Below are 26,173 nucleotides of genomic sequence, written 5' to 3'. Positions count from 1 at the left end.
CGTGGCGCCGACCGCCGCTGCCGGCCTCGTCGTCGCGGTCGTCGGCCCCACCGCCACCGGCAAGTCCGACCTCGGCGTCGCCCTGGCCCATCGGCTCGACGGCGAGGTGGTCGGCGCCGATGCCTCCCAGCTCTACCGGGGGATGGACATCGGCACGGCCAAGCTGCCGCCGGCCGGGCGCGAGGGCGTGCCGCACCACCAGCTCGACGTCCTCGAGGTCACCGACGAGGCGACCGTCGCCGGCTACCAGCACCACGCCCGGGCCGATGTCGCCGGCATCCTCGAGCGAGGCCACGTCCCCCTGGTCGTCGGCGGCTCCGGGCTGTACGTCCGGGCCCTGCTCGACCGCCTCGACATCCCGCCGACCGACCCGGAGGTCCGCCGGCGCCTCGAGGAGCGCGCCGCGTCGCAGGGGACGGCGGCCCTCCTCGAGGAGCTGCGGCGCGTCGACCCGGAGGCGGCCACCGCCGTCGAGCCGAACAACACGCGCCGCATCGTGCGCGCCCTCGAGGTCGTCGAGCTGACCGGACGGCCGTTCAGCGCCACCCTCCCGACGCGGGAGTCGGTGCGCCCCACCGTGACCGTCGGTCTGCGCCTCGACCGCGAGGCCCTCGACCGGCGCATCGACCGGCGCACCCGGGCGATGTTCGACAGCGGCCTCGTCGAGGAGACGCGCGCCCTGGTCGACCTCGGCCTGCGCGAGGGGCGCACCGCGAGCCGGGCCGTCGGGTACGCCCAGGCCCTCGCCGTCATCGACGGGGCGATGACTCTCGACGACGCCGTCGCCGACACCGCGCTGCGCACCCGGCGGCTCGTCCGGCGGCAGGAGTCGTGGTTCGGCGCCGACCCGCGCACCACCTGGCTCGACGCCGCCGACCTCGACCTCGTCGACCGGGTCGTCGAGCTCGTCGACGAGGCGGCGTCCGCCCTGCGTCGCGGGGGATGGGACGATGGTGGGCATGGCTGACCGGCTCGCGTGGACCAAGGGGCACGGCACCGAGAACGACTTCGTCCTCGTGCCCGACCTCGACGGCGCCCTCGGGCTGAGCGCGGCAAGGGCCGCCTGGCTGGCCGACCGCCGCGCCGGCATCGGCGGCGACGGGGTCATCCGGGTCGTGCCGACGGCGCTCGCCGACGAGCCGGCCGTGCGCGAGCAGGCCGACGCCGCCCCGTGGTTCATGGACTACCGCAACGCCGACGGCTCGGCAGCGGAGATGTGCGGCAACGGGACCCGCGTCTTCGCCGAGTACCTGCGCCGGGAGGGCCTCGAGGAGCGGGACGAGTTCGTCATCGCCACCCGGGCCGGCGCCAAGTCCGTTCGGCGCGACGGCGACCAGTGGTCGGTCGACCTCGGCCCCTGGCGACTCGCCGACGAGCCGACCGCCGAGCGCGACGGCTTCGACGCCCTCGTCCACGTCGGCGGTGGCGACCCGTACTCCGCGCTGTCGGTCGACCTCGGCAACCCGCACACCGTCGTGGCTCTCCCCGAGGAGGTCGAGCTCGACGACGTCGACCTGTCGTCACCGCCGTCGGTGCGCCCCGAGCCCCGGAACGGCACGAACGTCGAGCTGGTCCGCCCGATCGGTCCCGGCCACGTCGCGATGCGCGTCCACGAGCGCGGTGTCGGCGAGACCCGGTCCTGCGGCACCGGCGCCTGCGCCGCGGCGATCGCCACGAGCTTCTGGGCGGGGTCGCTCGACACCGGCTCGACGTGGCTCGTCGACGTCCCCGGCGGCCGGCTCACCGTCCGGTTGCTCGCCGGCCACGGTGTCGAGCTGGCCGGACCGGCCGTGCTCGTCGCCGACGGCACCGTCGCGACGGCGCTGCTGCCCGCCTGACGACCGGCGCCCCGCGCGCTCCTCCCGCTCCTCGATGGTCGTGCGGCCGGACCGGCGTCAGCCCTGAGCGACCTCGAGCAGCCGGAAGCCCTTCACTGACGTCACGCGCCGGCAGGGCATCCCCAGCTCGTCCTCGACCCAGCGCTGCAGGCTGTCGGACCCGAGGTTCTTCTGGACGACGAGGTACGCGCGTCCACCCGGGGTCAGGCGCGGCAGCCAGGTGCCCAGGAGGTCGTGCAGCACCGCCTTGCCGACCCGGATCGGCGGGTTGGACCAGATGACGTCGAAGCGCAGGTCGGCCGGCACCGACTCCGCCGGGCCGGCGTGCACCCCGGGGAGCCCGAGCGACGCGGCGTTGCGGCGGCACAGGTCCAGGGCCCGCTCGTTGACGTCGAGCGCCCAGACGGTGGCCGCGGGCGAGTGCATCGCCAGCGAGAGCGCGACCGGACCCCAGCCGCAGCCGAGGTCGAGGAAGGTGCCCTCCGGCGGCGGGGCCGGAGCCTCGTCGAGCAGGACGCGGGTGCCCTTGTCGAGCCCGCCGGGGGAGAAGACGCCGCCCGCGACCTCGACCTCGACGGTCCGGCCGGCGAGGCGGACCCGCAGCGGGCGGCGCTCGCCGTCGCTCGCGGGGGAGGCCGTGAAGTAGTGGTCGTGGTCGCTCATCGCGGGGCCCACGGTATCGGCGGGACGGAAGAATCCGGTCGCCGCCGGGCGTTGACCGATGAGACCCTAGGGAGCATATGACTGCCAAGAACATCCTCTCCGGGCGGGCCGAGGCGCTCGCCGACGACGCCAGCCACGACCCCGCGACGTTCGACGACGCGGGCTTCGTGCTCGACGACGACGCGCTCGACTTCGACGGCGACCAGCTCGACCGTGAGGAGCGCGCCGCGCTGCGCCGCGTCTCCGGCCTGTCGACCGAGCTCGAGGACGTCACCGAGGTCGAGTACCGCCAGCTGCGGCTCGAGCGGGTCGTCCTCGCCGCCGTCTGGTGCGAGGGCACGCTCGTCGACGCGGAGAACTCGCTGCGCGAGCTGTCCGCGCTCGCCGAGACGGCCGGCTCCGAGGTGCTCGCCGGTGTCATCCAGCGCCGGGCCAACCCCGACCCCGCCACCTACCTCGGCAAGGGCAAGGCCGCCGAGCTGCGCGACGTCGTCATCGCCGAGGGCGCCGACACCGTCGTCTGCGACACCGAGCTCGCCCCAGCCAACGGCGTGCCCTCGAGGACGTCGTCAAGGTCAAGGTCATCGACCGCACGGCGCTGATCCTCGACATCTTCGCCCAGCACGCGAAGAGCCGGGAGGGCAAGGCGCAGGTCGAGCTGGCCCAGCTGCAGTACCTCCTCCCGCGGCTGCGGGGCTGGGGTGACTCGATGTCGCGGCAGGCCGGTGGCCAGGCCGCCGGCGGCCAGGGCATGGGCTCGCGCGGCCCCGGTGAGACCAAGATCGAGCTCGACCGCCGGCGGATCAACAGCCGGATCGCCAAGCTGCGCCGCGAGATCAAGGACATGAAGACCACGCGCGACACCAAGCGTGGCGGCCGGAAGGCCAACCGCGTGCCGAGCGTCGCCATCGCCGGGTACACGAACGCCGGCAAGTCGAGCCTGCTCAACCGGCTCACCGGCGCCGGGGTCCTCGTCGAGAACCAGCTGTTCGCGACGCTCGACCCCACCGTGCGGCGCGCCGAGACCCCGGACGGGCGGCTCTACACGCTCGCCGACACCGTGGGGTTCGTCCGCCAGCTGCCGCACCAGCTCGTCGAGGCCTTCCGCTCGACGCTCGAGGAGGTGGCCGACGCCGACCTGCTGCTGCACGTCGTCGACGGCTCGCACCCCGACCCGAGGGCCAGATCTCGGCCGTCCGCTCGGTGCTGGCCGACGTCGACGCCACCGACGTGCGCGAGGTCATCGTCGTCAACAAGGCCGACCTCGCCGACCCCGAGGTGCTCGACCGGCTGCGCCGCCACGAGAAGCACTCGATCGTCGTGTCGGCCCGCACCGGGGCCGGCCTCGACGAGCTGCAGGCGTTGATCGCCGACGAGCTGCCCCAGCCCGACGTCGACGTCGACGTGCTGGTGCCCTACGAGCGCGGCGACCTCGTGAGCCGGGTGCACGAGACGGGGGAGGTCCTCACGAGCGAGCACGTCGCCGAGGGCACCCGCCTCACCGCCCGGGTCGACGCCGAGCTCGCCGACGATCTGTCGGCCTTCGCGGTCTGACGGCCGGCGCCCGGAGCGCTCTGTTGCGAGAGGTTCGCAATAGGGTGAGCGGGTGATAGACCCCCGCACCCTCACCACGCGGCGCCTGCGCCTGCGTGCGCTCGTCCCCACCGACCACGACCTCTGGGTGCGGCTGCACACCGACCCCGCGCAGTACCCGTTCGCCCCTTGGGCGGTGAGCGACGACGCCCGCGCCGAGGAGCTGTTCGCGCGGGCCCTGGCGCACTGGGCCGAGCACGGCTTCGGCTACGGCGTCGTCGAGGACCGCACGACGGGCGAGGCGCTGGGGGTCGCGGGGGTCATCCACGGCCGGGAGGGGCAGAACCTCAACCTGTACTACCGGCTGGACCGGCCGCACCACGGCCGGGGGCTCGGACCCGAGGTCGCGCGGGCGGTCGCCGCCGACGCGCTGGAGCACGGGCCGTGCCTGCGGCTGACGGCCACCGCCCGCCCGGACCACCGGGCCTCGATCCGCACGGCCGAGCGCTCCGGGTTCACCCTCGCCGGCGCCGCCGAGGCCGGTGCCTCGCTGCCGGGGGTGCCGGACGCCGTGGTGCAGCGGGCCAGGGCCGGTGACCCGGCAGACGTGCCCGGCCCCGTCGTGCTCGTCGCCCCGCGGGTCGAGGTGTGCCGCGGCTCGTTCGACGCGGCCACCCGTGACGCCGTGCTCGACCTCTGGTGCGCGACGAACGACGCCGGGGGAGCGGTCGGCTTCCTGCCCGGCGCCGCCCGGGAACGGGTCGCCGAGGCCCTGAGCGCCCACGAGGAGCAGATGGCCGCCGGGCGCGCGGTCGCCGTGCTCCTGCGCGACCCCGTCGGCGCACTCGTGGCGCTCGGCTGGTGGGTCGAGGGGCCGAACCCGCTGCTCGCCCACCGGCGCACGGCCTACCGCGTGATGACCGACCCCGACCGCCGCGGGCGCAACCTCGGGCGACTGCTCATGGCGGCGATGCACCGGGTGGCGCGCGAGGACGGGGTCGAGCTCGTCGAGCTCGGGGTCCGCGGCGGCACCGGCACCGACACCTTCTACGCCGGGCTCGGCTACGTCGAGGTCGGCCGGCTGCCCGGGGGCATCCGGGTCGCGCCGGACGACGAGCGCGACGACCTCTGGATGGCCCGCCGCCTCGACGGGGACTCGCTGCTCAGCTGAGCCCGACGATGCGACCGTTCTCGTCGACGTCGATGTGCTCGCTCGCCGGGACCTTCGGCAGGCCGGGCATCGTCATGATCTCGCCGGTGACCATGACGACGAAGCCCGCGCCCGCGGCCAGGCGCACCTCGCGCACGTGCACGGTGTGGTCGACGGGGGCGCCGCGCAGCGTCGGGTCGGTCGAGAACGAGCTCTGCGTCTTGGCCATGCAGACCGGCAGGTGACCGAAGCCCTCGGCCTCGATGGCGGCGAGCCGGCGGGCGGCCTTGGCGTCGAAGGTGACCCCGCCGCGCCGTACACCCGGGTCGCCACGGCCTCGGCCTTCTCGGCGAGCGACAGGTCGTCGGGGTAGACGAGCTGCATCTCGCCGGGGCTGTTCTCGATGGCGTCGAGCACCCCGCGGGCCAGGGCCTGGGCTCCGGCGCCGCCGTCGGAGTAGTGGGTCGCCTCGAAGGCGCGGAAGCCCTCCTCCTCGACGAGCCGCAGCAGCGCCTCGACCTCGGCGTCGGTGTCGGTGGGGAAGCGGTTGAGGGCGACGACGGCCGGCAGCCCGTAGACGTCACGGACGTTGCGCAGGTGCCGGCGCAGGTTGCTCATGCCGCGCGTCAGGGCCTCGACCGACTCCTGCGTCAGGTCGGCCGCGGCCACCCCGCCGTGGTACTTCAGCGCGCGCACCGTGGCGACGACGACGACCGCGGACGGGCGCAGGCCGGACTGGCGGCACTTGATGTCGATGAACTTCTCGGCGCCGAGGTCGGCGCCGAAGCCCGCCTCGGTGACGACGTAGTCGGCGAGCCGGAGCGCGGTGCGGGTCGCCATCACCGAGTTGCAGCCGTGGGCGATGTTGGCGAACGGGCCGCCGTGGATCATCGCCGGGGTGTGCTCGAGGGTCTGGACGAGGTTGGGCGCCAACGCGTCCCGCAGGATCACGGTCATCGCGCCGTGGGCCTTGAGGTCGCGCGCCGTGACCGGCTGCTTGTCGCGGGTGTAGCCCACGACGACGTTGCCGAGCCGCTCCCTGAGGTCGGCGATGGACGTCGCGAGGCAGAGGATGGCCATCACCTCGGACGCGACGACGATGTCGAAGCCGTCCTCGCGGGGGACGCCGTTCGCGACACCGCCGAGGCCGACGACGACGTCGCGCAGCGCGCGGTCGTTGAGGTCGACGACCCGCTTCCACGTGACGGTGCGGGGGTCGATGCCCAGCGCGTTGCCGAAGTGCAGGTGGTTGTCGAGGAGGGCCGAGAGGAGGTTGTTGGCCGCCGCGATGGCCGCGAAGTCGCCCGTGAAGTTGAGGTTGATGTCGGTCATCGGCACGACCTGGGCGTAGCCGCCGCCGGCCGCGCCGCCCTTGATGCCGAACACCGGGCCCATCGACGGCTCGCGCAGGGCGACCATCGCCTTCTCGCCGAGCGAGGCCAGCGCGTCGGCGAGGCCGACCGAGGTCGTCGTCTTGCCCTCGCCGGCGGGAGTGGGGGAGATGGCGGTGACGAGGACGAGCCGGCCCTCGGCGCGGTCGGTGAGGCTGTTGACGTACTCGAGCGAGACCTTGGCCTTGGTGTGGCCGTAAGGGACGAGCGCGCTCGGGTCGATGCCCAGGCGGTCGTGGGCCAGCTCGGTGATCGGCGTCAGCGTCGCTGCCTCCGCGATCTCGATGTCGGGCGGGACGCTGGTGGTCTGGGCGCTGAGGGTCACGTCGGTCATGGTCGCATCCACGGCCGTCGCCGACAAGGGAAACGGTGCGCGAGCCGCAACTCGACGCGCCATGCGCAACGCCCGGCCGCGGTGCGATGGGGCTGGGGACGGGCCCCCGGTGCCTGGACGCGCACCGCCTAGGCTGCACGGGTGCCCTCCCTCGACGACCTGCTCCACGCCGCGGTCGCCGGGGTCGGGGGCACCGAGCGACCCGGCCAGGTCGAGATGGCGCACGCCGTCGCCGACGCCGTCGAGACCGGCGAGCACCTGCTCGTCCAGGCGGGCACCGGCACCGGCAAGTCGCTCGCCTACCTCGTCCCGGCCGTGCAGCACGCCGTCGACACCGGGAAGACCGCCGTCGTGGCCACCGCCACCCTCGCCCTCCAGGCCCAGATCGTCGACCGCGACATGCCCCGCCTGGCCGAGGCGCTCGCGCCCGTGCTCGGCCGGCGACCCACGTACGCGCTCGTCAAGGGCCGCCGCAACTACGTCTGCCTGCACAAGCTCGAGGGCGGGTTCCCCGACGACGACGCCGACACCCTGATGTCCCTCGGCGACGTCGACCGCGCCGCCTCCCGGCTCGGCGCCGAGGTGGTGCGCCTGCGCGAGTGGGCGTCGGAGACCGAGTCCGGCGACCGCGACGAGCTCGTGCCGGGCGTCTCCGAGCGGGCCTGGCGCCAGGTGTCGGTCAGCGCCGAGGAATGCCTCGGGTCGCGCTGCCCGATGGTCCTCGAGTGCTTCGTCGAGCGCTCGCGCGAGGCGGCCAAGGACGTCGACGTCGTCGTCACCAACCACTCGTTCATGGCCATCGACGCCTTCGAGGGCCGCCAGATGCTGCCCGAGCACGACGTCCTCGTCGTCGACGAGGGGCACGAGCTCGTCGACCGCGTCACCTCGACGATCACCGACGAGCTGACGGCGGGCACGGTGCGCGCGGCGTCGAAGCGGGCCGGCCGGCAGGCCGAGTCCGCCGAGGCGCTCGACGACGCGGCCACCCTGCTCGAGTCGGTGCTCGAGCCGATGCCCGAGGGCCGGCTGACCGCCGTGCCCGACTCCCTCGCCCTGGCCCTCGGCCGCATCCGCGACGTCGCCCGGCAGGCCCAGACCGAGCTCAAGCCCCCGCCGGGGGAGGAGCCCGACGGCGCGCGGCAGGTCGCCCGGGCCGCCGTCGAGGACCTCTTCGAGGTGTCGGCCCGGATGCTCGAGGAGCGCGAGCTCGACGTCATCTGGCTCTCCAAGGACCCGCGCCGCGGTCCGGTGCTGCGCGTGGCGCCGATGAGCGTGGCGATGCTGGTGCGCGACAAGGTGTTCGACGAGCGCACCGTGGTCATCACGTCCGCCACGCTCGAGCTCGGCGGGTCCTTCGACGCCGTCGCCGGCACCATCGGGCTGCGCGGCGAGGGGTCGCCGGGGTGGCGCGGGCTCGACGTCGGCAGCCCGTTCGACTACCCGAAGCAGGGCATCGCCTACGTCGCGAGGCACCTGCCGCCCCCGGGCGGGACGGCACCGCCCCGAGACCCTCGACGAGATCGAGGCGCTCGTGCGCGCCGCCGGCGGGCGCGCCCTCGGTCTGTTCTCCTCGATGCGGGCGGCCAAGGAGGCCACCGAGGTGATGCGGGACCGGTTGGAGGACACCGACATCGTCGTGCTCTGCCAGGGCGAGGACCAGATCTCGACGCTCGTGCGCGAGTTCGCCAAGGACCCCGCACCTGCCTCTTCGGCACGTTGTCGCTGTGGCAGGGCGTCGACGTGCCGGGGTCGTCGTGCCAGCTGGTCATCGTCGACCGCATCCCGTTCCCGCGCCCCGACGACCCGCTCGCGTCCGCGCGCTCGCAGGCCATCGCGCGGATGGGTGGCAACGGGTTCATGGCCGTCTCGGCCACCCACGCGGCGCTGCGGCTGGCCCAGGGTGCCGGCCGGCTGATCCGCCGCGGCGACGACCGCGGGGTCGTGGCCTTCCTCGACTCGCGGATGATGAGCGCGCGGTACGCCGGATTCCTCCAGCGCTCGCTGCCGCCGTTCTGGCCGACCGCCGACCGCGCGATGGTCCTCTCCGCCCTCGCCCGCCTCGACGAGACCGCCCCGCCGCCGCTGCCCGTCGCCGCGCCGTCCCTGCGCGGGCTGACCGGTGCGCTGGCCGGCACCACGATGGGGTCGGGGTCGGCCTCGCCCGCCGCGGACGTCCGTCCGGTCGCCGACGAACGACCCGTCGCCGACGACCCGCCGCCGCCCACCTCGCCCCGCACGGCCGTCACCCACGGCCACGCCTGGACCGCCGAGCTCGACGAGGAGCTGCGCGACGGGGTGTCGCTCGGCCTGTCGGTCGACGAGCTCGCCGAGTCGATGGAGCTGCCGGGCGAGGTCGTCGAGGCGCGCCTGTCCGGTCTGGGGCTCGAGGCCGGTCGCGGCCCGACGCTGACCTTCGACTGACCGTCCTCAGGCGGCCGCGGCCTGCTCGAGCGAGCGCAGCCACGCGTCCGTCGCCCGGGGGTCGGTGAACCGCAGGACGGGAGGCCCGTCGGGCCCGGCGGCCATCTGCTCGATCTGCGCGTGCTTGCGGTCGAAGGACCGGAAGTGCCACGCGACGATGGAGTCGCGGGAGAGCGCCGACGACCACGTCTCGGTGTTGCCGCCGCACGCCTCCTCGTGGGTGCGCAGCCGGTGCAGGGTGCGGTTGAGCAGGCGCCCGAGGCTCACGCGGCGGGGGTAGTCGAGCGCGATGACGAGGTCGGTGCGGGGCAGGACGACCTCGCGGGTCGCGGACCACAGCCCGTCGAGCACCCAGGCCTCGCCGCGGACGTGCGGCGCGACGGCCTCGACCTGCGCGGCGGCGTCGAGCTGCACCCAGCCCGGCCGCCACATGAGGTCGTCGACGCGCACGTGCGGCATCCCGCCGATCGCCGCGAGGCGGACCGCGAGGGAGGACTTGCCCGACCCGGTGACCCCGACGATGACCACGCGCCGGTGGCGGGTCAGGTCGGGCAGGTCCGGGAGGAGCACCGCAAGAGCGTAGGCCAGCGACCTCGGTCGTCGGCGCCGGGTGGCAGAGTGGCGCCATGACCGAGGACACCGTGGCCGTCGCCCACCGGGTGCCGCCCTACGTCCTCGTCTCCGGTCCGGAGGGGGTGCTCGCCGAGCGGGCGCTGGCCTCGACCCTCGACGACCTGCGGGTCTCCAACCCCGACCTCGAGGTCATCCGGGTCTACGCCGCCGCGTACCAGCCCGGCGAGCTCGTCCTGCACACCAGCCCGTCGCTCTTCGGCGGCGCCAAGTGCATCGTCGTCCACGACCTCGACGAGGGGGCCGAGGACCTCCAGGCCGACCTGCTGTCCGTCGTCACCGACCATCCCGAGCCCGACCTCACGCTCGTGGTGCTCCACAAGAGCGGCCAGCGGGGCAAGAAGGTCCTCGACGCGCTGCGGGGCGCCGGCGCCCGGGTGCTCGAGGCGCCCGCCATCAAGACCGACCGCGACAAGAGCGACTTCGCCGCGCACGAGTTCCGCCGGTCGCGGCGCAAGGCCACGGCCGAGGCCGTGCACGCGCTCGTCGAGGCCGTGGGCAAGGACGTCCGTGAGCTCGCCGCCGCGTGCCAGCAGCTCGTCGACGACACGACCGGTGTCATCGACGAGCAGGTCGTGCTCACCTACCACGGGGGCAAGGTCGAGGCCACGGGCTTCCGGGTGGCCGATGCCGCCCTGGCCGGCGACGCGGGGGAGGCGCTGCGGCTGCTGCGGCACGCCATCGCGGTCGGGGTCGACCCGGTGCCCATCGTCGCCGTGCTGGCCCAGCAGGTGCGCCAGCTGGTCAAGGTCGGCTCGGCCGGCCGGGGCCGCTCGGCCGACGTCGCGCGCGACGTGGGGATGGCCCCCTGGCAGGTCGACCGGGCCCGTCGCACGCTGTCGGGATGGAGTGCCGACGGCCTCGCGACGTGCATCCAGGCCCTCGCAGCGGCCGACGCCGAGGTCAAGGGCGGCGGTCGCGACCCGGTGTACGCGGTCGAGCGCGTCGTGCTCACCATCACCCGGCAGCACGAGCGCCACCGCGACGGCTGAGCCGACGTCCGGGAGGCCGGCGAGCGTCGTTTTGGTGGCCGATGCCCCGCTGGTACCTTTGTCGACTGCGTGCGCGTGTGGTCGCGCGCGCACGAGCACCATCCAGCGCGAGTCAACCACGGGTGCCCCACGCCCGGTCCCGACCCGCGTCTGCCGCCCTCTAACGGCAACCCGATCCCGACCGAAGGCAGTACATCCAGTGGCGAACATCAAGTCCCAGCTCAAGCGCATCAAGACCAACCGCACCGCCACCGAGCGGAACAAGGCGGTCAAGTCCGAGGTCAAGACGGCCATCCGCCGGTTCCGCGAGGCCGCGGCCACCGGTTCCGCCGACGAGGCCGCGACCGCTCTCAAGGCCGCCTCGACCAAGCTCGACAAAGCCGTGAGCAAGGGCGTCATCCACAAGAACCAGGCCGCGAACAAGAAGTCCGCGATGGCCAAGAAGGCCGCTCAGCTCTGAGCCGAGCGCCTCGCACCGAGGGCCCGTCACCCACTGGGTGACGGGCCCTCGCGCGTGCGGCGTGGGTCGGTGCCGGTCAGGTGGCCCGGCGGACGGCCTCGGCGACGGCGTCGAAGCGGTCGCGGGGGAGGACGGCGCCCTCGCGCCGCACCCGGTCCGGGTCGACTCGGATGACCCGGTTGACCCGCACCTCGCTCGGGCGCCCACGGGTGTCCCAGGCGCCGGAGCCGACGTCGACCCAGAGCCGGCCGGCGGCGCGCTCCTGCCCGGCGTCGCGGTCGTGGTCCTGGCTGGTCAGCTGGAGGGCGAGCAGCCAGCGGCCGTCGCGGCCGACGACGAGCACCGGTCGGTCCTTGCCCTGGCCGTGGTCCTCCTCGTACGGCACCCAGGTCCAGACGACCTCGCCGGGGTCGGGGCGCCCGTCCGGGTTCGGGGCGTACTCGGGCTCGAGGGGGCCCGTGTAGTCGCCGGGGTAGCCGCCGCCGGGGTGAGGCGTGCGTGACGTGGTGGGACCGGACTGCGGTCGGGTGCCCGAACGCCGCAATCCTCGCGCCGCCGTGTCGAGGATCGGCCGGAGCACGCGCTGCCACTGCATGGGCCGACCCTAGCCAGCCGCCGCGCCCCGCACCCGGCTCGCGAGCCGCGGCGACCAGCGCCCGTCGATCCCGTTCGGACCCGGGAGCCCGACGTGGGAGACTGGGAGGCAGTGCCCTGCGCGCCGCCCGCCGGCGCCACCGCCCCACAGAGCAAGGAACCGCCGACTCGTGTCCCCCGCGCCCGCACCGTGCTGCAGCCGCACGCCACGCCGCCGGAGGCGATCCGCAACTTCTGCATCATCGCCCACATCGACCACGGCAAGTCGACCCTCGCCGACCGGATGCTCCAGATCACCGGCGTCGTCGACGACCGGGCGATGCGCGCGCAGTACCTCGACCGGATGGACATCGAGCGCGAGCGCGGCATCACCATCAAGTCCCAGGCCGTGCGCATGCCGTGGGAGGTCGACGGCGCGAGCCACGTCCTCAACATGATCGACACCCCGGGCCACGTCGACTTCACCTACGAGGTCTCCCGCAGCCTCGCCGCGTGCGAGGGCGCGGTGCTCCTCGTCGACGCCGCACAGGGCATCGAGGCCCAGACCCTCGCGAACCTCTACCTCGCGATGGAGAACGACCTCACGATCATCCCGGTCCTCAACAAGATCGACCTCCCGGCGGCCCAGCCCGAGAAGTACGCCGAGGAGCTCGCCGGCCTCATCGGTTGTGAGCCCGAGGACTGCTTCCAGGTGTCGGGCAAGACCGGCGTCGGCGTCGAGCCGCTGCTCGACTCGATCGTGGCCCAGATCCCCTCGCCGACCGGCGACGCCGACGCCCCGGCCCGCGCGATGATCTTCGACTCGGTCTACGACACCTACCGCGGCGTCGTCACCTACGTCCGCGTCATCGACGGCAACCTCAACCCGCGCGAGCGCATCGTCATGATGTCGACCAAGGCGCACCACGAGCTGCTCGAGATCGGCGTCATCAGCCCGGAGCCGGTGCCCGGCAAGGGCCTCGGCGTCGGCGAGGTCGGCTACCTCATCACCGGCGTCAAGGACGTGCGCCAGTCCAAGGTCGGCGACACCGTCACCAACGCCGCGAAGCCGGCCACCGACGCGCTCGGCGGCTACCGCGACCCCAAGCCGATGGTCTTCTCCGGCCTCTTCCCGCTCGACGGGTCGGACTACCCGGACCTGCGCGAGGCCCTCGACAAGCTCAAGCTCAACGACGCCGCGCTCGTCTACGAGCCCGAGACCTCCGTGGCCCTGGGCTTCGGCTTCCGCTGCGGCTTCCTCGGCCTGCTGCACCTCGAGATCGTCCGCGAGCGGCTCGAGCGCGAGTTCGACCTCGAGCTCATCTCCACACAGCCCAACGTCGTCTACGACGTGACGATGGACGACGGCAGCCGGGTCACCGTCACCAACCCGAGCGAGTTCCCCGGCGGCAAGATCGCCGAGGTCCGCGAGCCCAAGGTCCGCACGACGATCCTCGCGCCGAGCGAGTTCATCGGCGCGATCATGGAGCTCTGCCAGGGCAAGCGCGGCACCCTCCTCGGGATGGACTACCTCTCCGAGGAGCGCGTCGAGATGCGCTACACGCTGCCGCTCGCCGAGGTCGTCTTCGACTTCTTCGACCAGCTGAAGTCGCGAACCCGCGGCTACGCCAGCCTCGACTACGAGCCCGACGGCGACCAGGTGGCCGACCTCGTCAAGGTCGACATCCTGCTCCAGGGCGAGACCGTCGACGCGTTCTCGGCGATCGTCCACAAGGACAAGGCGTACGGGTACGGCCTGATGATGGCCGGCAAGCTCAAGGAGCTCATCCCGAGGCAGCAGTTCGAGGTGCCGATCCAGGCCGCCGTCGGCGCCCGGGTAATCGCCCGCGAGAACATCCGCGCCATCCGCAAGGACGTCCTCGCCAAGTGCTACGGCGGTGACATCAGCCGCAAGCGCAAGCTGCTCGAGAAGCAGAAGGCCGGCAAGAAGCGGATGAAGAACATCGGGTCGGTCGAGGTGCCGCCCGAGGCCTTCATCGCCGCGCTGACCTCCGACGGAGCGGGCGCCCAGGCCACGAAGAAGTGACGCCGGTCGCGAGGTCGGGTTTCCTCGCCGGCCACCGACGCGCGCTGCTCGTCCCCACCGCGGCCCTGCTGTGGGGCACCCAGTTCGCCTTCCTCAACCCGGCGATCGGCATCATCCTCGTCTCGCTCTACGGGGCGTCGGCGGCCGAGGTCGGCCTGGCGCTGGCCGCCTACAACGTCAGCGGCTTCGTCTCGACGCTCGTCGTGCCCACCCGGGCCGACCGCCGCGGTGACTACCTCGAGCCGCTGCTCTGGTGCGGCGGCTTCACCATCGCCCTGACCACGGCCCTGGCCCTCGCGACGACCCTGCCGCTGGCCGTCCTCGCCCTCGTGGCGCTCGGCGGCCCGGCCGGCATCGCCATCGGCCTGATCTTCGCCTACCAGCGGCACACCGGCGCGAGCGTGCAGCAGATCATGCGCACCCGGGCGGTGTTCTCGTTCGCGTGGGTCGGCGGGCCGCCGTTCGCGGCCTTCCTCATGGGGGTGCTCGGCCAGCGCTCGGTGCTGTGGGTCGTGGCGGCCCTCGGGACCCTCGGGCTGGCGCTGACCCGCGTGATGATGCACGCGCACGCGACCTCCCCGCACGCGCGTCGCCCGCCCCGACCGGTGACCCGATGGGGGCCACGCTGCGCCGGCCGGACGTGCTCGTCCTGCTCGCGACGTTCGTGGCCCTCGGCGCGGCCCTCAACGCCGCCGTCTCCTCGCTGCCGCTGCTCGTCACCGACGAGCTCGGGCTCGACCTCGAGTGGAGCGGCCTGGCCCTCGGGACCTGTGCCGCCCTGGAGATCCCGATCCTCGTGGTCCTCGGGCGCATCACCGCGCGGTTCGGGCCCCGGAAGGTCGTCGCCGTCGGCTGCCTCGCCGGGCTCACGTACTACGCGGCGATGGTGCTGGTGCCCTCGCCGGTGGTGCTCGTCGCCGGCCAGCTGCCGAACGCGGTGTTCATCGCGACGATGTCCGGGGTCGGGCTGACCCTGTTCCAGGACGTCATCGGCCGTCCAGGCCTGGCCTCCAGCCTCTTCATGAACACCACGCGCGTCGGGGCCATCGTCGCCGGACCGGTCATCGCCCTCGGCGGCACGAGCTCGCTCGGCTACCCGGGGGTGTTCCTCGGCTGCGGCGTGCTCGTGCTGCTCGGGCTCGCGGTGCTCGTCACCGCCCGGTGGCGCACGACGGTGCGCTCCCGGCCTGACGGCTCAGGCCGGGAGCGAGGACTCCTCGACCGGCTCGCCCGCGACGGCTCCCGCTCGCCAGGCGTCCGGGCGGTCGACGAGGGCGACGAGGTCGGCGAGGTCGGCGGGCCACACCTCGTCGGGGGCGCTCGCGAGGTCGGCGAGGGACCACCACCGGGTCTCGGCGATGCAGAGCCGCTCCTCCTCGGTGTAACCGGAGGCGTCGACCTCGAAGGCGGGCCGGCGCACGGCGAACCAGACCTCGGTCTGCTCGACGACCTTGTCGCTGTAGCCGTGGACGACGAGCCGTTCGAACAACGGACCGACGACGTCGGCGTCCTCGACGACCTGGCCGGTCTCCTCGGCGAGCTCGCGGACGACGGCCTCGCGGTCGGACTCGCCGGGGTCGACGCCGCCGCCGGGGGTGTCCCACCAGTGCGCGACCGGGTCGAGCCCGAGGTCGGAGTCGAGGAAGAGCAGGACGCGCTCGTCCTCGTCGAGGACCAGCACGCGGACGGCGCGGCGCTCGAAGTGGGGCCGGTCGGCGGGGTCGGGCAGGACGAAGCCGGGCTGACCGGGCAGGGGGGTGCTCACCCGGCCACGCTAGGCGACCGCCCGACGGTTACCGCCGGGTAACATCACCGGCGTGACCGACACCGTGGCGCTCTACCGTCGACTGTCCGCCCGACCCGGGGGACGGCGGGCCTTCTCCCTCCTGTTCTCGCTCAAGGCGCCCTACTTCCGGACGGTACGGCCGCAGGTGCGCGAGGTGCGCCCGCACCACGCCGAGCTCGTCGTCGGCAAGCGCTGGGGCGTCCAGAACCACATCGGCACCGTCCACGCCATCGCGGTGTGCAACGGGCTCGAGGCCGCGATGGGTCTGCTCGCCGAGGCCACGACGCCGTCCACCCACCGCTGGATCCCCAAGGGGATGACCGTCGCCTACCTCGCGAAGTCGACGACCGACCTGCTCTGCGTCGCGGAGACCGACCCGGCCGACTGGGAGGTGGGCGCCGCGGGGGACGTCCCGGTGCGTGTTCGGGCGGTGCGCACCGACGGCACCGTCGTCGTCGAGGGGACCATCACCATCTACGTCAGCGAGAAGCCCTCCCGCTGACCGGGACCGGCGCCGTCAGGGCTGGGTCAACCGGGCCCGCAGCCGCTGGACGTCGTCGTCGCCCCAGCCCTGCGCGCGCAGCCAGCCGGCCGCGTCGCCCCAGCCGTCGGCCACGGCGTCGAGGATCGCCTCCATCGTCTCGGCGCGCGGCGTCTGGTCGGCGACGGACTGTTCCCTGAGGAACGGCCCGTGGGCGTCGGAGCCGGCGACCCGACGGATGATCGCCTCGATCCGCTCGGCGGACAGGGCGTAGTCGGCGACGATCTCCTCGCGCGGTACGCCGGCGACGTCGAGGGCCATGGCCACGACCGTGCCGGTGCGGTCCTTGCCCGCGGCGCAGTGCACGACGGCCGCACCCGCGGCGTCGGCGACGACGCGCAGGGCGGCGGACACGGAGTCGGGGCGCTTGGCGAGGTAGCCGAGGTAGTGCTCGGACCAGAAGGCGGCGTCGCGCACCGGTCGCTCGTCCTGCGGCAGGGCCAGTGCGCGGGCGGCGATCTCGTCGGCGCTCTCCGGGGCGCGCTGCGGCAGCAGTGAGTGGTGGTGGTGCGCGAGGTCGGTGGTGCGCCGCAGCGGCCCGGGGCCGTCGAGGTGCAGCTCGGTCTCGGTGCGCAGGTCGACGACGTCGGTGACGCCGAGCTCGTGGACGAGCCGGTCGACGTCGAGCTCGGAGAGGTCCTGGAGGTTGTCCGAGCGGATCAGCCTGCGGGACACCGTGGTGCCGCCGTCGCGGGTCGGCAGACCGCCGACGTCGCGCATGTTGACGAGTCCGTCGAGGTCGATCCAGCGGTCCGGCACCACGCCATCCTAGGTCGGCGGCCAGGGCGTCCGGCGCCGGGTGCCCGCGCGGGTGACACGATGGACGGCGTGCCCCGACTGCCCGACGGAGAGCCGGCCCCCGCGTCCGGCGAGCTGCCCGACGACGCCCTCGCGCGGCTCGGCGACGGACCGTTCGGCATCTACCTGCACGTCCCGTTCTGCGCGGTCCGCTGCGGCTACTGCGACTTCAACACCTACACGCTGACCGAGCTCGGACCGGGTGCCTCGACCGCCGACTTCGCCGGGACGGCCCTCGCCGAGCTCGACCTCGCCCGGCGAGTGCTCGGCGACGCGGCGCCCGTCGTCGACACCGTCTTCGTCGGCGGTGGCACGCCCACGCTGCTGCCGGCACCCGACCTCGTCCGACTGCTCGACGGGGTGCGCGACCGGTTCGGGCTCGCCTCCGACGCCGAGGTGAGCACCGAGGCCAACCCCGACTCGGTGACCCCGAGAGCCTCGAGGTGCTGGCCGAGGGCGGCTTCACGCGGGTGAGCATCGGGATGCAGAGCGCCGTGCCGCACGTGCTGCGCACCCTCGACCGCACCCACGACCCGGCCCGCGTCGGCACGGCGGTGGTGGCGGCCCGGGCGGCCGGGATCGCGACGAGCCTCGACCTCATCTACGGCACGCCCGGGGAGTCGCTCGAGGACTGGCGGACCAGCCTGGACGCGGCGTTGGCGCACGAGCCCGACCACGTGTCGGCGTACGCCCTCGTCGTCGAGGAGGGCACCCGGATGGCGGTGCAGGTGCGTCGTGGCGAGCTGCCGGCGCCGGACGGTGACGACGAGGCGGACAAGTACGAGCTCGCGGACTCCGTTCTCGCACAGGCCGGCTACGACTGGTACGAGGTGAGCAACTGGTCGCGGACGCCCGCCGGACGGTGTCGGCACAACGAGGGCTACTGGCGGGGCGGGTCCTGGTGGGGCGTCGGCCCGGGGGCCCACGGCCACGTCGGCGGGGTCCGCTGGTGGAACGTCAAGCACCCGCGGGCCTACGCGGCGCGGCTGGCCGCGGGCGAGTCGCCGGCGGCCGGACGCGAGGTCCTGACCGACGAGCAGCGCCACGACGAGGAGGTGCTGCTCGGGGTCCGGCTGCGCGACGGCCTCGACCTCGGCCGCCTCGACGGCGCCGGGCGCACCGCCGTGGCCGGGCTCGTCGCCGACGGCCTGCTCGAGGGAGCCCCGGCGGTCCGCGACCGGCGGGCGGTGCTCACCCTGCGCGGGCGGCTGCTCGCCGACACGGTCGTGCGCCGGCTGCTCGGCCCCTGAGCGGGACCGGCAGCCGGCGCACGGGCCGGTCGGTCAGCGGTGGGTCAGCGGACGAACTTCGGGGTCATCGGCGGGTCCCACCACTCGCCGTTGTTCGCCTTGATGATGCCGACGATGTGGACGACCACGGCGAAGACCCACGCGGCAGCGAAGGTGAAGAAGCCGATGAGCACGAACATCAGCGGGATCGAGACGACGAAGACGATCCCGACGAGGATCTGGACGTTGAGCGCGTTCGCCGTGTGGGCCCGCACGAAGGGACCACGGTCCTTGACGATCAGGTACATCACGAGCGCGGCGACGAAGGACAGAAAGCCTCCGCTGAACACCGTGGCGGCCAGGGCGATGCCGTGCGCTGCCATGCCCCACGTCTTCTCGTCCTGGGGCGACATCGGGGCAGCCGCGACCGGGGCGGCGTAGGGCTGCTGGTACTGCGGCTGCTGGTACTGGGGCGGCGCGCCGACCGCCTGCGGTGGGGCGTACTGCGGCTCGGGGGCGGCGGGGGGACCGAGCCGGCGGCCGGGGTCTCCCACCCGGGTGCGGGCGCCGGCGGGGCCGGGGGCTCGGGGACGTCGGCGACGGCCGGCGGCTCCGGTGCGCTCTCGGCCGTGGCCGGCTCGAACGCGGCGGTGGGGTCGCTCGCGGGCGGGGGCGGGGGCACGACCTCCGTCGGGTCGCCCTGCGGGGCGTCCTCGCGCGGGGTGTTCTCGCTCATTGCTCCTCCTCGGTGGGTTCCTGGTCCCATCGAACACCCGACGCGGCCCCCGCCCAAGCGGTTCCGGGGGTGGGTCGGGGTCCGGCTCGGGGTCCGGTCAGGGCCGACCCCTACCGCGCCGGGTCGAGCGCGGCCACACTGGCGCCATGGAGCTGCTCGAGCGCGTGCGCGCCGCCCTCCCGCCCGCCGAGGAGAAGCGGATGTTCGGGGGTGTCGGCTTCATGGTCGACGGGGCGCTGGCCTGCTCGGTCGGGCCCCGCGGCCTGCTCGTGCGCACAGGGACCGCCGACTTCGACGACCTCGTCGGCCGGGCGGGGGTCGAGCCGATGGTCATGGGCGGCCGCTCCAGCCGCGGCTGGGTCGACGTGCACGCCGACGTCCTCGCCGACGACGCCGCCCTGCGCGGATGGCTCGACGTGGGCGTCGCCGCGGCCCGGGCCGCCGGAGCCCCCTAGGCCTGCGCCGACGGCGCCGTGACGAAGTCGATGAGCTCCTCGACCCGGCCGAGCAGCTCGGGCTCGAGGTCGGTCCAAGACCCCACCGAGGCCAGGATGCGCCGCCAGGCCCGCGCCATGTCGGCCTGGGTGTCGTGCGGCCACCCGAGGTGGGCGGCGATGCCGTGCTTCCACGACGTGCCGCGCGGGATGACCGGCCAGGCGTTCATGCCGAGGCGCCCCGGCTTCACCGACTGCCAGACGTCGACGTAGGGGTGGCCGACGACGAGCACGTGCTGAGCCCACGGCCGCAGCCGGCGGGCCTCGTCGACGACGCGCGACTCCTTGGTACCGGGAACGAGGTGGTCGACGAGCACGCCCATCCGGCGTCCGGGTCCGGGGGCGAAGTCGCGGATGGCTCCGGCGAGGTCGTCGACGCCGTCGAGCCGCTCGACGACGACGCCCTCGACGCGCAGGTCGTCGCCCCAGACCTTCTCGACGAGCTCGGCGTCGTGCTTGCCCTCGACGAAGATCCGCGACCCGCTGGCCACGCGGGCCCGCTGCCCCTGCACGGCGCGCGAGCCGCTGGCCGTGCGCTCCGACCCCGCACGAGCCGCGTCGAGCCGGGCCTGCGCGGCGACCTTCGGGGCGACGAGCCGCACGGGGGAGCCGTCGACGAGGAAGCCGGGCCCCAGGGGGAAGCCGCGCACCCGTCCGCGCCGGTCCTCGAGGTGGACGACGTGCACGCCGCCGGCCTTCTCGACGCGCACGACCGCCCCGACCCAGCCGGTCTCGACCTCCTCGACGACGGTGCCGGTCTCGGCGGGCAGCTCGACCGAGCGCCCGCGCGGGGGCTTCCTCCAGTCGCCCGAGAGCACGTCGGCGCCGTACCTGTCCGTCACGGCGGCGAGGCTAGCCCGCCGGGGCCGCCCGGCCGCGGACCGGCGCGCCTCGCCCGGCTCCGGCTTTCGCGCGAGGCGGCCCGAACACGTAGGATTGGCACTCTGACGGCGAGAGTGCCAACCCCCCGCCGCCGACCCGACCCGACGAGCGCCCGGAGGTGGACCCGATGAGCGAGGACCGTCGCCTGCGTGTCCTGCGGGCCATCGTCCAGGACTACGTGCAGACCTCCGAGCCCGTCGGCTCCAAGGCCCTGCTCGACCGCCACCAGCTCGGGGTGTCGGCCGCGACCGTCCGCAACGACATGGCCGCGCTCGAGGAGGAGGGGCTGATCGCCGCTCCGCACACGAGCGCCGGCCGCATCCCCACCGACGCCGGCTACCGGGTCTTCGTCGACCGCCTCTCGCAGGTCAAGCCGATGAGCCCCGCCGAGCAGCGCGCCATCGGGCACCTGCTCGAGGGGGCCGTCGACCTCGACGACGTCGTCGACCGCACCGTGCGCCTGCTGGCGTCCCTCACCCGGCAGGTGGCGGTCGTCCAGTACCCGTCGCTGTCGCGCTCCTCGGTGCGCCACGTCGAGCTCGTGCCCATCGGCGGGCCGCGGCTGCTCGTCGTGCTCATCACCACGACCGGGCGGGTCGAGCAGCGGGTCGTCGACGTCGGCACCGACCTGCTCACCGACGACGGCGAGGCCACCCTGGCCACCCTGCGCACCGAGCTCAACGCGGCCACCGGCGGGCGGGTGCTCGCCGACGCCTCCACCGAGCTCGCGTCCGTGCCCGACCGGCTCGACCCGACCGTGCGCGAGGTCTGTCGCGCCGTCGTCACCGCGCTCGAGGACTCCCTCGTCGAGGAGCGCGAGGAGCGCGTCGTCCTCGCCGGCACGGCCAACCTCGCGCGCGCCGGCGCCGACTTCACCCAGAGCATCGGCCCGGTGCTCGAGGCCCTCGAGGAGCACGTCGTGCTGCTGCGCCTGCTCGGCACCGTCGCCGAGCAGGGCGGCACCCTCGCGGTGCGCATCGGGCACGAGAACCCGTACGCCGGGCTCCAGTCGACGTCGATGGTCACGACGGGCTACGGCGCCGGGTCCGACCTCGTCGCCGGCCTCGGGGTCGTCGGCCCGACCCGCATGGACTACCCCTCGACGATGGCCGCCGTGCGCGCCGTCGCCACGTACGTCTCCCGCATCCTCGCCGACTGAGGCGAGCCACCCGCCGACCCACGGAGGACCTTCCACCCGTGAACGACTACTACGCCGACCTCGGGGTCGCGCGCGACGCGAGCGCCGAGGACATCAAGCGCGCCTACCGCCGGGCGGCCCGCCGCCTGCACCCCGACGTCAACCCGGGCGAGGAGGCCGAGGAGCAGTTCAAGAAGGTCTCCCAGGCCTACGACGTGCTCTCCGACGCCGACAAGCGCCGCTCCTACGACATGGGCGCCGACCCCTACTCCAACGGCGCCGCGAGCTTCGGCCAGGGCTTCTCGTTCAGCGACATCATGGACGCCTTCTTCGGCGGCCAGGCCCCGGCGGCTCGGCCGGCCCGCGCTCGCGGATGACCCGCGGCCAGGACGCCCTCGTCCGCCTCGACATCGACCTCGGCGACGCCGTCTTCGGTGGCGAGAAGGAGCTGACCGTCGACACCGCGGTGGCCTGCGGCACCTGCCACGGCGACGGCCGGCAGCCCGGCACCGGCGCCCGCACCTGCGACGTCTGCGAGGGCCGCGGCGAGATCCGGCAGGTGCAGCGCAGCTTCCTCGGCCAGGTGATGACCACGCGACCGTGCATGACGTGCCAGGGCTTCGGCGAGATCATCACCGACCCCTGCTACGAGTGCAGCGGCGACGGCCGGGTCCGCACCCGCCGTACCCTCACCCTCAAGGTGCCGGCCGGTGTCGACACCGGCACGCGCATCCAGCTCGCCGGAGAGGGCGAGGTCGGCCACGGAGCCGGGCCCGCCGGTGACCTGTACGTCGAGGTCGCCGTCCGCCGGCACCCGGTGTTCCAGCGCCGCGGCGACGACCTGCACGCCACCATCGAGGTCCCGATGACCGCCGCCGCGCTCGGGGCGACCCTGTCGATGGACACCTTCGACGGCCCCCGCGAGCTCGACATCAAGCGGGGCGCGCAGTCCGGCGACACCATCACCCTGCGCCAGCTCGGCGTCACCCACCTCCGCGGCGGGGGGCGCGGCGACGTCGTCGTCCACACGATGGTCCAGACGCCGACCAAGCTCGACGCCGAGCAGGAGGAGCTGCTGCGCCGGCTGGCCACCGCCCGCGGCGAGGAACGTCCCGAGGGCCGGGTCGCGAACCCCACCGAGGGCACGCTGTTCGGTAAGCTGCGCGACGCCTTCAAGGCCCGCTGACCCCGGGGCACCCCACGATGACCCTGCCCGTGTACCTCCTCGAGCCCGGGGCGCTGTCGTCGTCCGTCGTCGGCGGTGTCGTCCGGCTCGACGGGCCCGAGGGGCGGCACGCCGTGGCTGTGCGGCGCACCCGGGCGGGGGAGCGGGTCGTGCTCGCCGACGGTGGGGGGCGTTCGGTCGAGGGCGAGGTGGTCGCCGCCGAGCGTGACGTGCTCGACGTGCGGGTCGAGGTCGTGCGCGACGAGCCCGAGCCCAGCCCGCGGTTCGTCCTCGTGCAGGCCCTCGCCAAGGGCGACCGCGACGACCAGGCCGTCGAGGCCGCCACCGAGTGCGGGGTCGACGAGGTCGTCCCGTGGCAGGCGGCCCGCAGCATCGTCCAGTGGCGCGGGGAGCGCGGCGAGAAGGCCCGGCGGAAGTGGGACGCCGTGCTCGTCGCGGCCACCAAGCAGTCCCGCCGGACCCGCCGCCCGGTGCTCGGGGCGACGGCGAGCACGACCGACGTGGTGGCCCGGGCGCGGGAGGCCGCGCTGGTCCTCGTCCTGCACGAGGACGCCGCCGAGCCACTCGCCGGGGTGGTGCTGCCGGACGCCGGTGACGTGCTCGTGGTCGTGGGGCCGGAGGGCGGCATCACCCCCGAGGAGGTCGCCGCGCTGGAGGCCGTCGGGGCCCGGACGGTGCGCCTCGGGCCGACCGTGCTGCGCGCCTCGAGCGCCGGGCCGGCCGCCCTGGCAGTGCTGAGCGCCGTCTCCCGCTGGCGCTGACGCGGACGAACGCCGACGCGGCTCGCGAGCCGGGTGCGGCCGTCGCGAGCCGAGCCGGGAGGGCTCGGGACGACCCGAGGCGGCTCGCGAGCCGGGTCAGACGACGCAGAGCTCGTTGCCCTCGGGGTCGGCGACGACGACGTGGTCGAGCGAGCCTGCGATCTCGTGCTCGGCGAGGACCGTGCCCCCGGCCGCCACGAGCCGCTCAACGGTGGCCGCGATGGCCGCCCGGCGCTCGTCGGCGGGCCGGTGCCGCCCGCCGCCCACCTGGAGGTCGAGGTGCACCCGGTTCTTGGCCACCTTGGGCTCGGGGACGGCGAGGAAGGTGACCTGCGGCAGCACGCCGTCGGGGTCGACGAGCGAGGCGCCGTCGTCACGCTCGGACTCGGGCACCTCGAAGGCCTCGAACCACTCCTCCCACGTCGCGAACCCCGTGGGCGGCGGGGCGTCGACGTAGCCGAGCGCCTCCTTCCAGAAGCGAGCGACCCCCGGGGCGTCCACGCAGTCGATCGTCAGCGTCCAGCGCACCGTCATCGTCGTCTCCTCGTCGTCGGAGCCCACAGTCCAGCACCGCCCTCCGACAGGGCCCCGCCGACCGCGCACCGGGCCTAGGGTCGGGGGATGAGCGAGACCCAGGACTGCCTCTTCTGCCGGATCGTCGCCGGTGAGGTGCCGGCCGACGTCGTCGCCGAGACCGAGCACTCGCTGGCCTTCCGCGACATCAGCCCGCAGGCGCCCACGCACGCGCTGGTCATCCCGCGCCGGCACGTGCCCGACGTCGCGTCCCTCGCGGCAGCGGCCCCCGACGAGCTCGCGGACGTCGTCACCCTCGCCGCGGCGGTGGCCGAGGGCGACGGGCTGCCCGGGTACCGCCTCGCCGCGAACACCGGGGCCGCCGCGCAGCAGACCGTCTTCCACGCCCACGTGCACGTCATCGGGGGCCGCGAGCTGACCTGGCCGCCCGGCTGACCGGCCCGGATCTCGGATGACCGGTGTCGGCCGCGGACCGTAGACTGGGCGCACGATGTCTGACGCCCATACCGACGAGCCCGCCACGCCCACCGGCCCCGCCGCCTCGCACCCGCACGTGCCGCAGCACACCGTGGCCATCCCCGCGGACGTGCAGATGGTCACCCTCCTCGGCCCCCGTGACGAGCTGCTGCGCACCATGGAGCGCCAGTTCCCGCAGGTGGAGATCCACGTCCGGGGCAACGAGTTCCACATCGGGGGCCCCAGCGCCGAGGTCGCCCTCGTCGAGCGCCTCCTCGACGAGCTGCTCGACGTCATCGACGGCGGCCAGCCGCTGAACCGCGACGCCGTCGAGCGCTCCATCCAGATGCTGCGCGCCCAGACCGTCGAGCGCCCCGCCGACGTGCTGACGATGAACATCGTCTCCAGCCGCGGGCGCACCATCCGGCCCAAGACGCTCAACCAGAAGCGGTACGTTGACGCCATCGACGAGAACACCATCGTCTTCGGCATCGGCCCGGCCGGCACCGGCAAGACCTACCTCGCGATGGCCAAGGCGGTCGCGGCGCTGCAGGCCAAGCAGGTCAACCGCATCATCCTCACCCGCCCGGCCGTCGAGGCGGGGAGCGGCTGGGGTTCCTGCCCGGCACGCTCAACGACAAGATCGACCCCTACCTACGGCCGCTCTACGACGCCCTGCACGACATGGTCGACCCCGAGTCGATCCCCAAGCTCATGGCCGCCGGCACCATCGAGGTCGCCCCCCTGGCCTACATGAGGGGTAGGACGCTCAATGACGCGTTCATCATCCTCGACGAGGCGCAGAACACCTCCGGCGAGCAGATGAAGATGTTCCTCACCCGCCTCGGCTTCGGCTCGAAGATGGTCGTCACCGGCGACGTCACGCAGGTCGACCTCCCGGGCGGCACGCAGAGCGGTCTGCGCATCGTGCGCGAGATCCTCGGCGACATCGACGACGTCCACTTCTCCGAGCTCACCGCCGTCGACGTCGTCCGGCACCGTCTCGTCGGCCACATCGTCGACGCCTACGGAAAGTGGGACGCGTTGCAGCAGAAGGGCCCTCGTCGCGCCCCCGCCCGCACCGCGCCCCGGCGCACCGAGCACCAGGACCGGCCCGGCTCGTGAGCATCGACGTCCTCAACGAGACCGAGGTCCGGGTCGACGAGCTCGAGCTCGTGGCCTGCGCCCGCTACGTCCTCGCGCAGATGAAGGTCCACCCGCAGGCCGACCTCTGCCTGCGGCTCGTCGACGAGGCGGCCATGGAGACCCTCCACGTGCAGTGGATGGACCTGCCCGGCCCCACCGACGTCATGAGCTTCCCGATGGACGAGCTACGCCCCGGGCGCGACGGCGTGCCGCCCGAGGAGGGCGTCCTCGGCGACATCGTGCTGTGCCCCACGGTCGCCGCGAAGCAGGCCCGCGACGCCGGGCACGCCACCGAGGAGGAGCTGCTGCTGCTCACGACGCACGGCATCCTCCACCTCCTGGGCTTCGACCACGCCGAGGCCGACGAGGAGAAGGAGATGTTCGAGCTGCAGCGCCAGCTGCTGCTCACCTTCCTCGCGACCCGCGGTCGCCCGGGCGCCTGAGCCGGAGGACA

Annotated in this window: 20 protein-coding genes and 7 pseudogenes; 18 read left to right on the top strand and 9 right to left on the bottom strand. The window is 74.1% G+C overall.

From position 1 onward, the window contains the following. The first annotated feature begins 1 nt into the window (after position 1). On the top strand, positions 2 to 967 hold the full coding sequence (gene miaA / locus G7075_RS08700) for a tRNA (adenosine(37)-N6)-dimethylallyltransferase MiaA (protein ID WP_166121017.1): 966 nt from the start codon (positions 2 to 4) through the stop codon (positions 965 to 967). Further along, positions 960 to 1,838 (top strand): diaminopimelate epimerase, encoded by an 879-nt coding sequence (gene dapF, locus G7075_RS08695; RefSeq protein ID WP_166121014.1) that lies wholly within the window; start codon positions 960 to 962, stop codon positions 1,836 to 1,838. The genes miaA and dapF overlap by 8 nt, the downstream gene beginning before the upstream one ends. Before the next feature lie 57 nt (positions 1,839 to 1,895). Here dapF and G7075_RS08690 read toward each other — a convergent pair whose 3' ends face one another. After that, the gene (locus G7075_RS08690; protein ID WP_166121011.1) at positions 1,896 to 2,501 is read right to left on the bottom strand and encodes a class I SAM-dependent methyltransferase; all 606 of its coding nucleotides are present in this window, start codon (positions 2,499 to 2,501) and stop codon (positions 1,896 to 1,898) included. Between the two features lie 77 nt (positions 2,502 to 2,578). On the opposite strand from G7075_RS08690, the pseudogene hflX reads away from it, so the two are divergent. Continuing rightward, positions 2,579 to 4,055: pseudogene (hflX, locus tag G7075_RS08685) on the top strand (GTPase HflX). A gap of 52 nt (positions 4,056 to 4,107) precedes the next feature. Next, positions 4,108 to 5,205, top strand: coding sequence for a GNAT family N-acetyltransferase (locus tag G7075_RS08680; RefSeq protein WP_166121008.1), 1,098 nt, complete (start codon positions 4,108 to 4,110; stop codon positions 5,203 to 5,205). On the opposite strand, the pseudogene G7075_RS08675 reads toward G7075_RS08680, so the two are convergent. Then, positions 5,198 to 6,909 (bottom strand): annotated as a pseudogene (locus tag G7075_RS08675) (formate--tetrahydrofolate ligase). The gene G7075_RS08680 and the pseudogene G7075_RS08675 sit on opposite strands and share 8 nt — an antisense overlap. Positions 6,910 to 7,050: 141 nt before the next feature. On the opposite strand from G7075_RS08675, the pseudogene G7075_RS08670 reads away from it, so the two are divergent. Next, positions 7,051 to 9,330 (top strand): annotated as a pseudogene (locus tag G7075_RS08670) (ATP-dependent DNA helicase). 6 nt (positions 9,331 to 9,336) lie between these two features. On the opposite strand, the gene G7075_RS08665 reads toward G7075_RS08670, so the two are convergent. Further along, positions 9,337 to 9,900: an adenylate kinase gene (locus G7075_RS08665; RefSeq protein ID WP_205860662.1), complete on the bottom strand. Its 564-nt coding sequence runs from the start codon at positions 9,898 to 9,900 to the stop codon at positions 9,337 to 9,339. Between the two features lie 56 nt (positions 9,901 to 9,956). Between G7075_RS08665 and holA the strand changes: the two genes are divergently transcribed. Then, positions 9,957 to 10,952, top strand: a complete 996-nt coding sequence (gene holA, locus G7075_RS08660) for a DNA polymerase III subunit delta (protein WP_166121006.1) — start codon at positions 9,957 to 9,959, stop codon at positions 10,950 to 10,952. Between the two features lie 199 nt (positions 10,953 to 11,151). Further along, positions 11,152 to 11,412: a 30S ribosomal protein S20 gene (gene rpsT, locus G7075_RS08655; RefSeq protein WP_166121003.1), complete on the top strand. Its 261-nt coding sequence runs from the start codon at positions 11,152 to 11,154 to the stop codon at positions 11,410 to 11,412. A gap of 76 nt (positions 11,413 to 11,488) precedes the next feature. Here the strand turns inward: rpsT and G7075_RS08650 are convergent, their stop codons facing one another. Next, positions 11,489 to 12,007 carry a type II toxin-antitoxin system PemK/MazF family toxin gene (locus G7075_RS08650; RefSeq protein WP_166121000.1) on the bottom strand — a complete coding sequence of 173 codons (519 nt, stop codon included), beginning with the start codon at positions 12,005 to 12,007 and terminating at the stop codon, positions 11,489 to 11,491. Between the two features lie 189 nt (positions 12,008 to 12,196). Between G7075_RS08650 and lepA the strand changes: the two genes are divergently transcribed. Both lepA and G7075_RS08640 read left to right on the top strand, forming a co-directional pair. After that, entirely contained in the window at positions 12,197 to 14,032 is a 1,836-nt protein-coding gene (lepA, locus tag G7075_RS08645) for a translation elongation factor 4 (RefSeq protein WP_166120997.1), read from the top strand. Next, positions 14,029 to 15,026 (top strand): annotated as a pseudogene (locus G7075_RS08640) (MFS transporter); the annotation flags it as partial. The gene lepA and the pseudogene G7075_RS08640, both read left to right, overlap by 4 nt. Before the next feature lie 201 nt (positions 15,027 to 15,227). Here the strand turns inward: G7075_RS08640 and G7075_RS08635 are convergent. Then, positions 15,228 to 15,797, bottom strand: coding sequence for an NUDIX hydrolase (locus G7075_RS08635; RefSeq protein WP_205860660.1), 570 nt, complete (start codon positions 15,795 to 15,797; stop codon positions 15,228 to 15,230). A gap of 52 nt (positions 15,798 to 15,849) precedes the next feature. On the opposite strand from G7075_RS08635, the gene G7075_RS08630 reads away from it, so the two are divergent. Continuing rightward, the gene (locus G7075_RS08630) at positions 15,850 to 16,320 is read left to right on the top strand and encodes a hotdog fold domain-containing protein (protein WP_166120994.1); all 471 of its coding nucleotides are present in this window, start codon (positions 15,850 to 15,852) and stop codon (positions 16,318 to 16,320) included. 15 nt (positions 16,321 to 16,335) lie between these two features. Here the strand turns inward: G7075_RS08630 and G7075_RS08625 are convergent, their stop codons facing one another. Continuing rightward, positions 16,336 to 17,118 (bottom strand): tyrosine-protein phosphatase, encoded by a 783-nt coding sequence (locus G7075_RS08625; protein WP_166120991.1) that lies wholly within the window; start codon positions 17,116 to 17,118, stop codon positions 16,336 to 16,338. A 60-nt stretch (positions 17,119 to 17,178) separates the two neighbouring features. Here G7075_RS08625 and hemW point away from each other — a divergent pair. Then, positions 17,179 to 18,407: pseudogene (gene hemW, locus G7075_RS08620) on the top strand (radical SAM family heme chaperone HemW). A 44-nt stretch (positions 18,408 to 18,451) separates the two neighbouring features. Here hemW and G7075_RS08615 read toward each other — a convergent pair. Continuing rightward, positions 18,452 to 18,940, bottom strand: coding sequence for a DUF4870 domain-containing protein (locus tag G7075_RS08615; RefSeq protein ID WP_240917985.1), 489 nt, complete (start codon positions 18,938 to 18,940; stop codon positions 18,452 to 18,454). 328 nt (positions 18,941 to 19,268) lie between these two features. On the opposite strand from G7075_RS08615, the gene G7075_RS08610 reads away from it, so the two are divergent. Then, a complete protein-coding gene (locus tag G7075_RS08610) occupies positions 19,269 to 19,577 on the top strand; it encodes a TfoX/Sxy family protein (protein WP_166120988.1) in 309 nt (102 codons plus the stop codon). Here the strand turns inward: G7075_RS08610 and G7075_RS08605 are convergent. Then, entirely contained in the window at positions 19,574 to 20,458 is an 885-nt protein-coding gene (locus G7075_RS08605) for a DUF3097 domain-containing protein (RefSeq protein WP_166120985.1), read from the bottom strand. The genes G7075_RS08610 and G7075_RS08605 overlap by 4 nt on opposite strands. A gap of 167 nt (positions 20,459 to 20,625) precedes the next feature. On the opposite strand from G7075_RS08605, the gene hrcA reads away from it, so the two are divergent. The 3 genes and pseudogenes from hrcA to G7075_RS08590 all read left to right on the top strand — a co-directional run bounded on the left by hrcA (position 20,626) and on the right by G7075_RS08590 (position 23,583). Beyond that, the gene (gene hrcA, locus G7075_RS08600; protein WP_166120982.1) at positions 20,626 to 21,657 is read left to right on the top strand and encodes a heat-inducible transcriptional repressor HrcA; all 1,032 of its coding nucleotides are present in this window, start codon (positions 20,626 to 20,628) and stop codon (positions 21,655 to 21,657) included. A gap of 38 nt (positions 21,658 to 21,695) precedes the next feature. Then, a pseudogene (gene dnaJ, locus G7075_RS08595) lies at positions 21,696 to 22,822 on the top strand (molecular chaperone DnaJ). Positions 22,823 to 22,839: 17 nt separating this feature from the next. After that, a complete protein-coding gene (locus G7075_RS08590; RefSeq protein WP_166120980.1) occupies positions 22,840 to 23,583 on the top strand; it encodes a 16S rRNA (uracil(1498)-N(3))-methyltransferase in 744 nt (247 codons plus the stop codon). A 96-nt stretch (positions 23,584 to 23,679) separates the two neighbouring features. Here the strand turns inward: G7075_RS08590 and G7075_RS08585 are convergent, their stop codons facing one another. After that, complete coding sequence (locus G7075_RS08585) at positions 23,680 to 24,117, bottom strand: VOC family protein (protein WP_166120978.1); 438 nt, start codon at positions 24,115 to 24,117, stop codon at positions 23,680 to 23,682. Positions 24,118 to 24,204: 87 nt separating this feature from the next. Between G7075_RS08585 and G7075_RS08580 the strand changes: the two genes are divergently transcribed. From G7075_RS08580 to ybeY, 3 genes and pseudogenes are all read left to right on the top strand, one after another. After that, entirely contained in the window at positions 24,205 to 24,552 is a 348-nt protein-coding gene (locus G7075_RS08580) for a histidine triad nucleotide-binding protein (protein WP_166120976.1), read from the top strand. 55 nt (positions 24,553 to 24,607) lie between these two features. Next, positions 24,608 to 25,698, top strand: a pseudogene (locus G7075_RS08575) (PhoH family protein). After that, positions 25,695 to 26,162 (top strand): rRNA maturation RNase YbeY, encoded by a 468-nt coding sequence (gene ybeY, locus G7075_RS08570; RefSeq protein ID WP_166120973.1) that lies wholly within the window; start codon positions 25,695 to 25,697, stop codon positions 26,160 to 26,162. Before G7075_RS08575 ends, ybeY begins: the two are co-directional and overlap by 4 nt. Positions 26,163 to 26,173 lie beyond the last annotated feature (11 nt).

The sequence above is a fragment of the Phycicoccus sp. HDW14 genome (assembly GCF_011383005.1).
GTDB lineage: Bacteria > Actinomycetota > Actinomycetes > Actinomycetales > Dermatophilaceae > Phycicoccus.
Note: the sequence above shows the minus strand (reverse complement) of the source record. Positions and strands in the feature narration are given on the sequence as shown.

What these genes read in the sequence shown, in the direction of transcription:
- dapF (WP_166121014.1), top strand. Translation starts at nt 960, where the DNA reads ATGGCTGACCGGCTCGCGTGGACCAAGGGGCACGGCACCGAGAACGAC.
- G7075_RS08690 (WP_166121011.1), bottom strand. Translation starts at nt 2,501, where the DNA reads ATGAGCGACCACGACCACTACTTCACGGCCTCCCCCGCGAGCGACGGC.
- holA (WP_166121006.1), top strand. Translation starts at nt 9,957, where the DNA reads ATGACCGAGGACACCGTGGCCGTCGCCCACCGGGTGCCGCCCTACGTC.
- G7075_RS08650 (WP_166121000.1), bottom strand. Translation starts at nt 12,007, where the DNA reads ATGCAGTGGCAGCGCGTGCTCCGGCCGATCCTCGACACGGCGGCGCGA.
- G7075_RS08610 (WP_166120988.1), top strand. Translation starts at nt 19,269, where the DNA reads ATGGAGCTGCTCGAGCGCGTGCGCGCCGCCCTCCCGCCCGCCGAGGAG.
- hrcA (WP_166120982.1), top strand. Translation starts at nt 20,626, where the DNA reads ATGAGCGAGGACCGTCGCCTGCGTGTCCTGCGGGCCATCGTCCAGGAC.
- G7075_RS08590 (WP_166120980.1), top strand. Translation starts at nt 22,840, where the DNA reads ATGACCCTGCCCGTGTACCTCCTCGAGCCCGGGGCGCTGTCGTCGTCC.
- G7075_RS08585 (WP_166120978.1), bottom strand. Translation starts at nt 24,117, where the DNA reads ATGACGGTGCGCTGGACGCTGACGATCGACTGCGTGGACGCCCCGGGG.
- G7075_RS08580 (WP_166120976.1), top strand. Translation starts at nt 24,205, where the DNA reads ATGAGCGAGACCCAGGACTGCCTCTTCTGCCGGATCGTCGCCGGTGAG.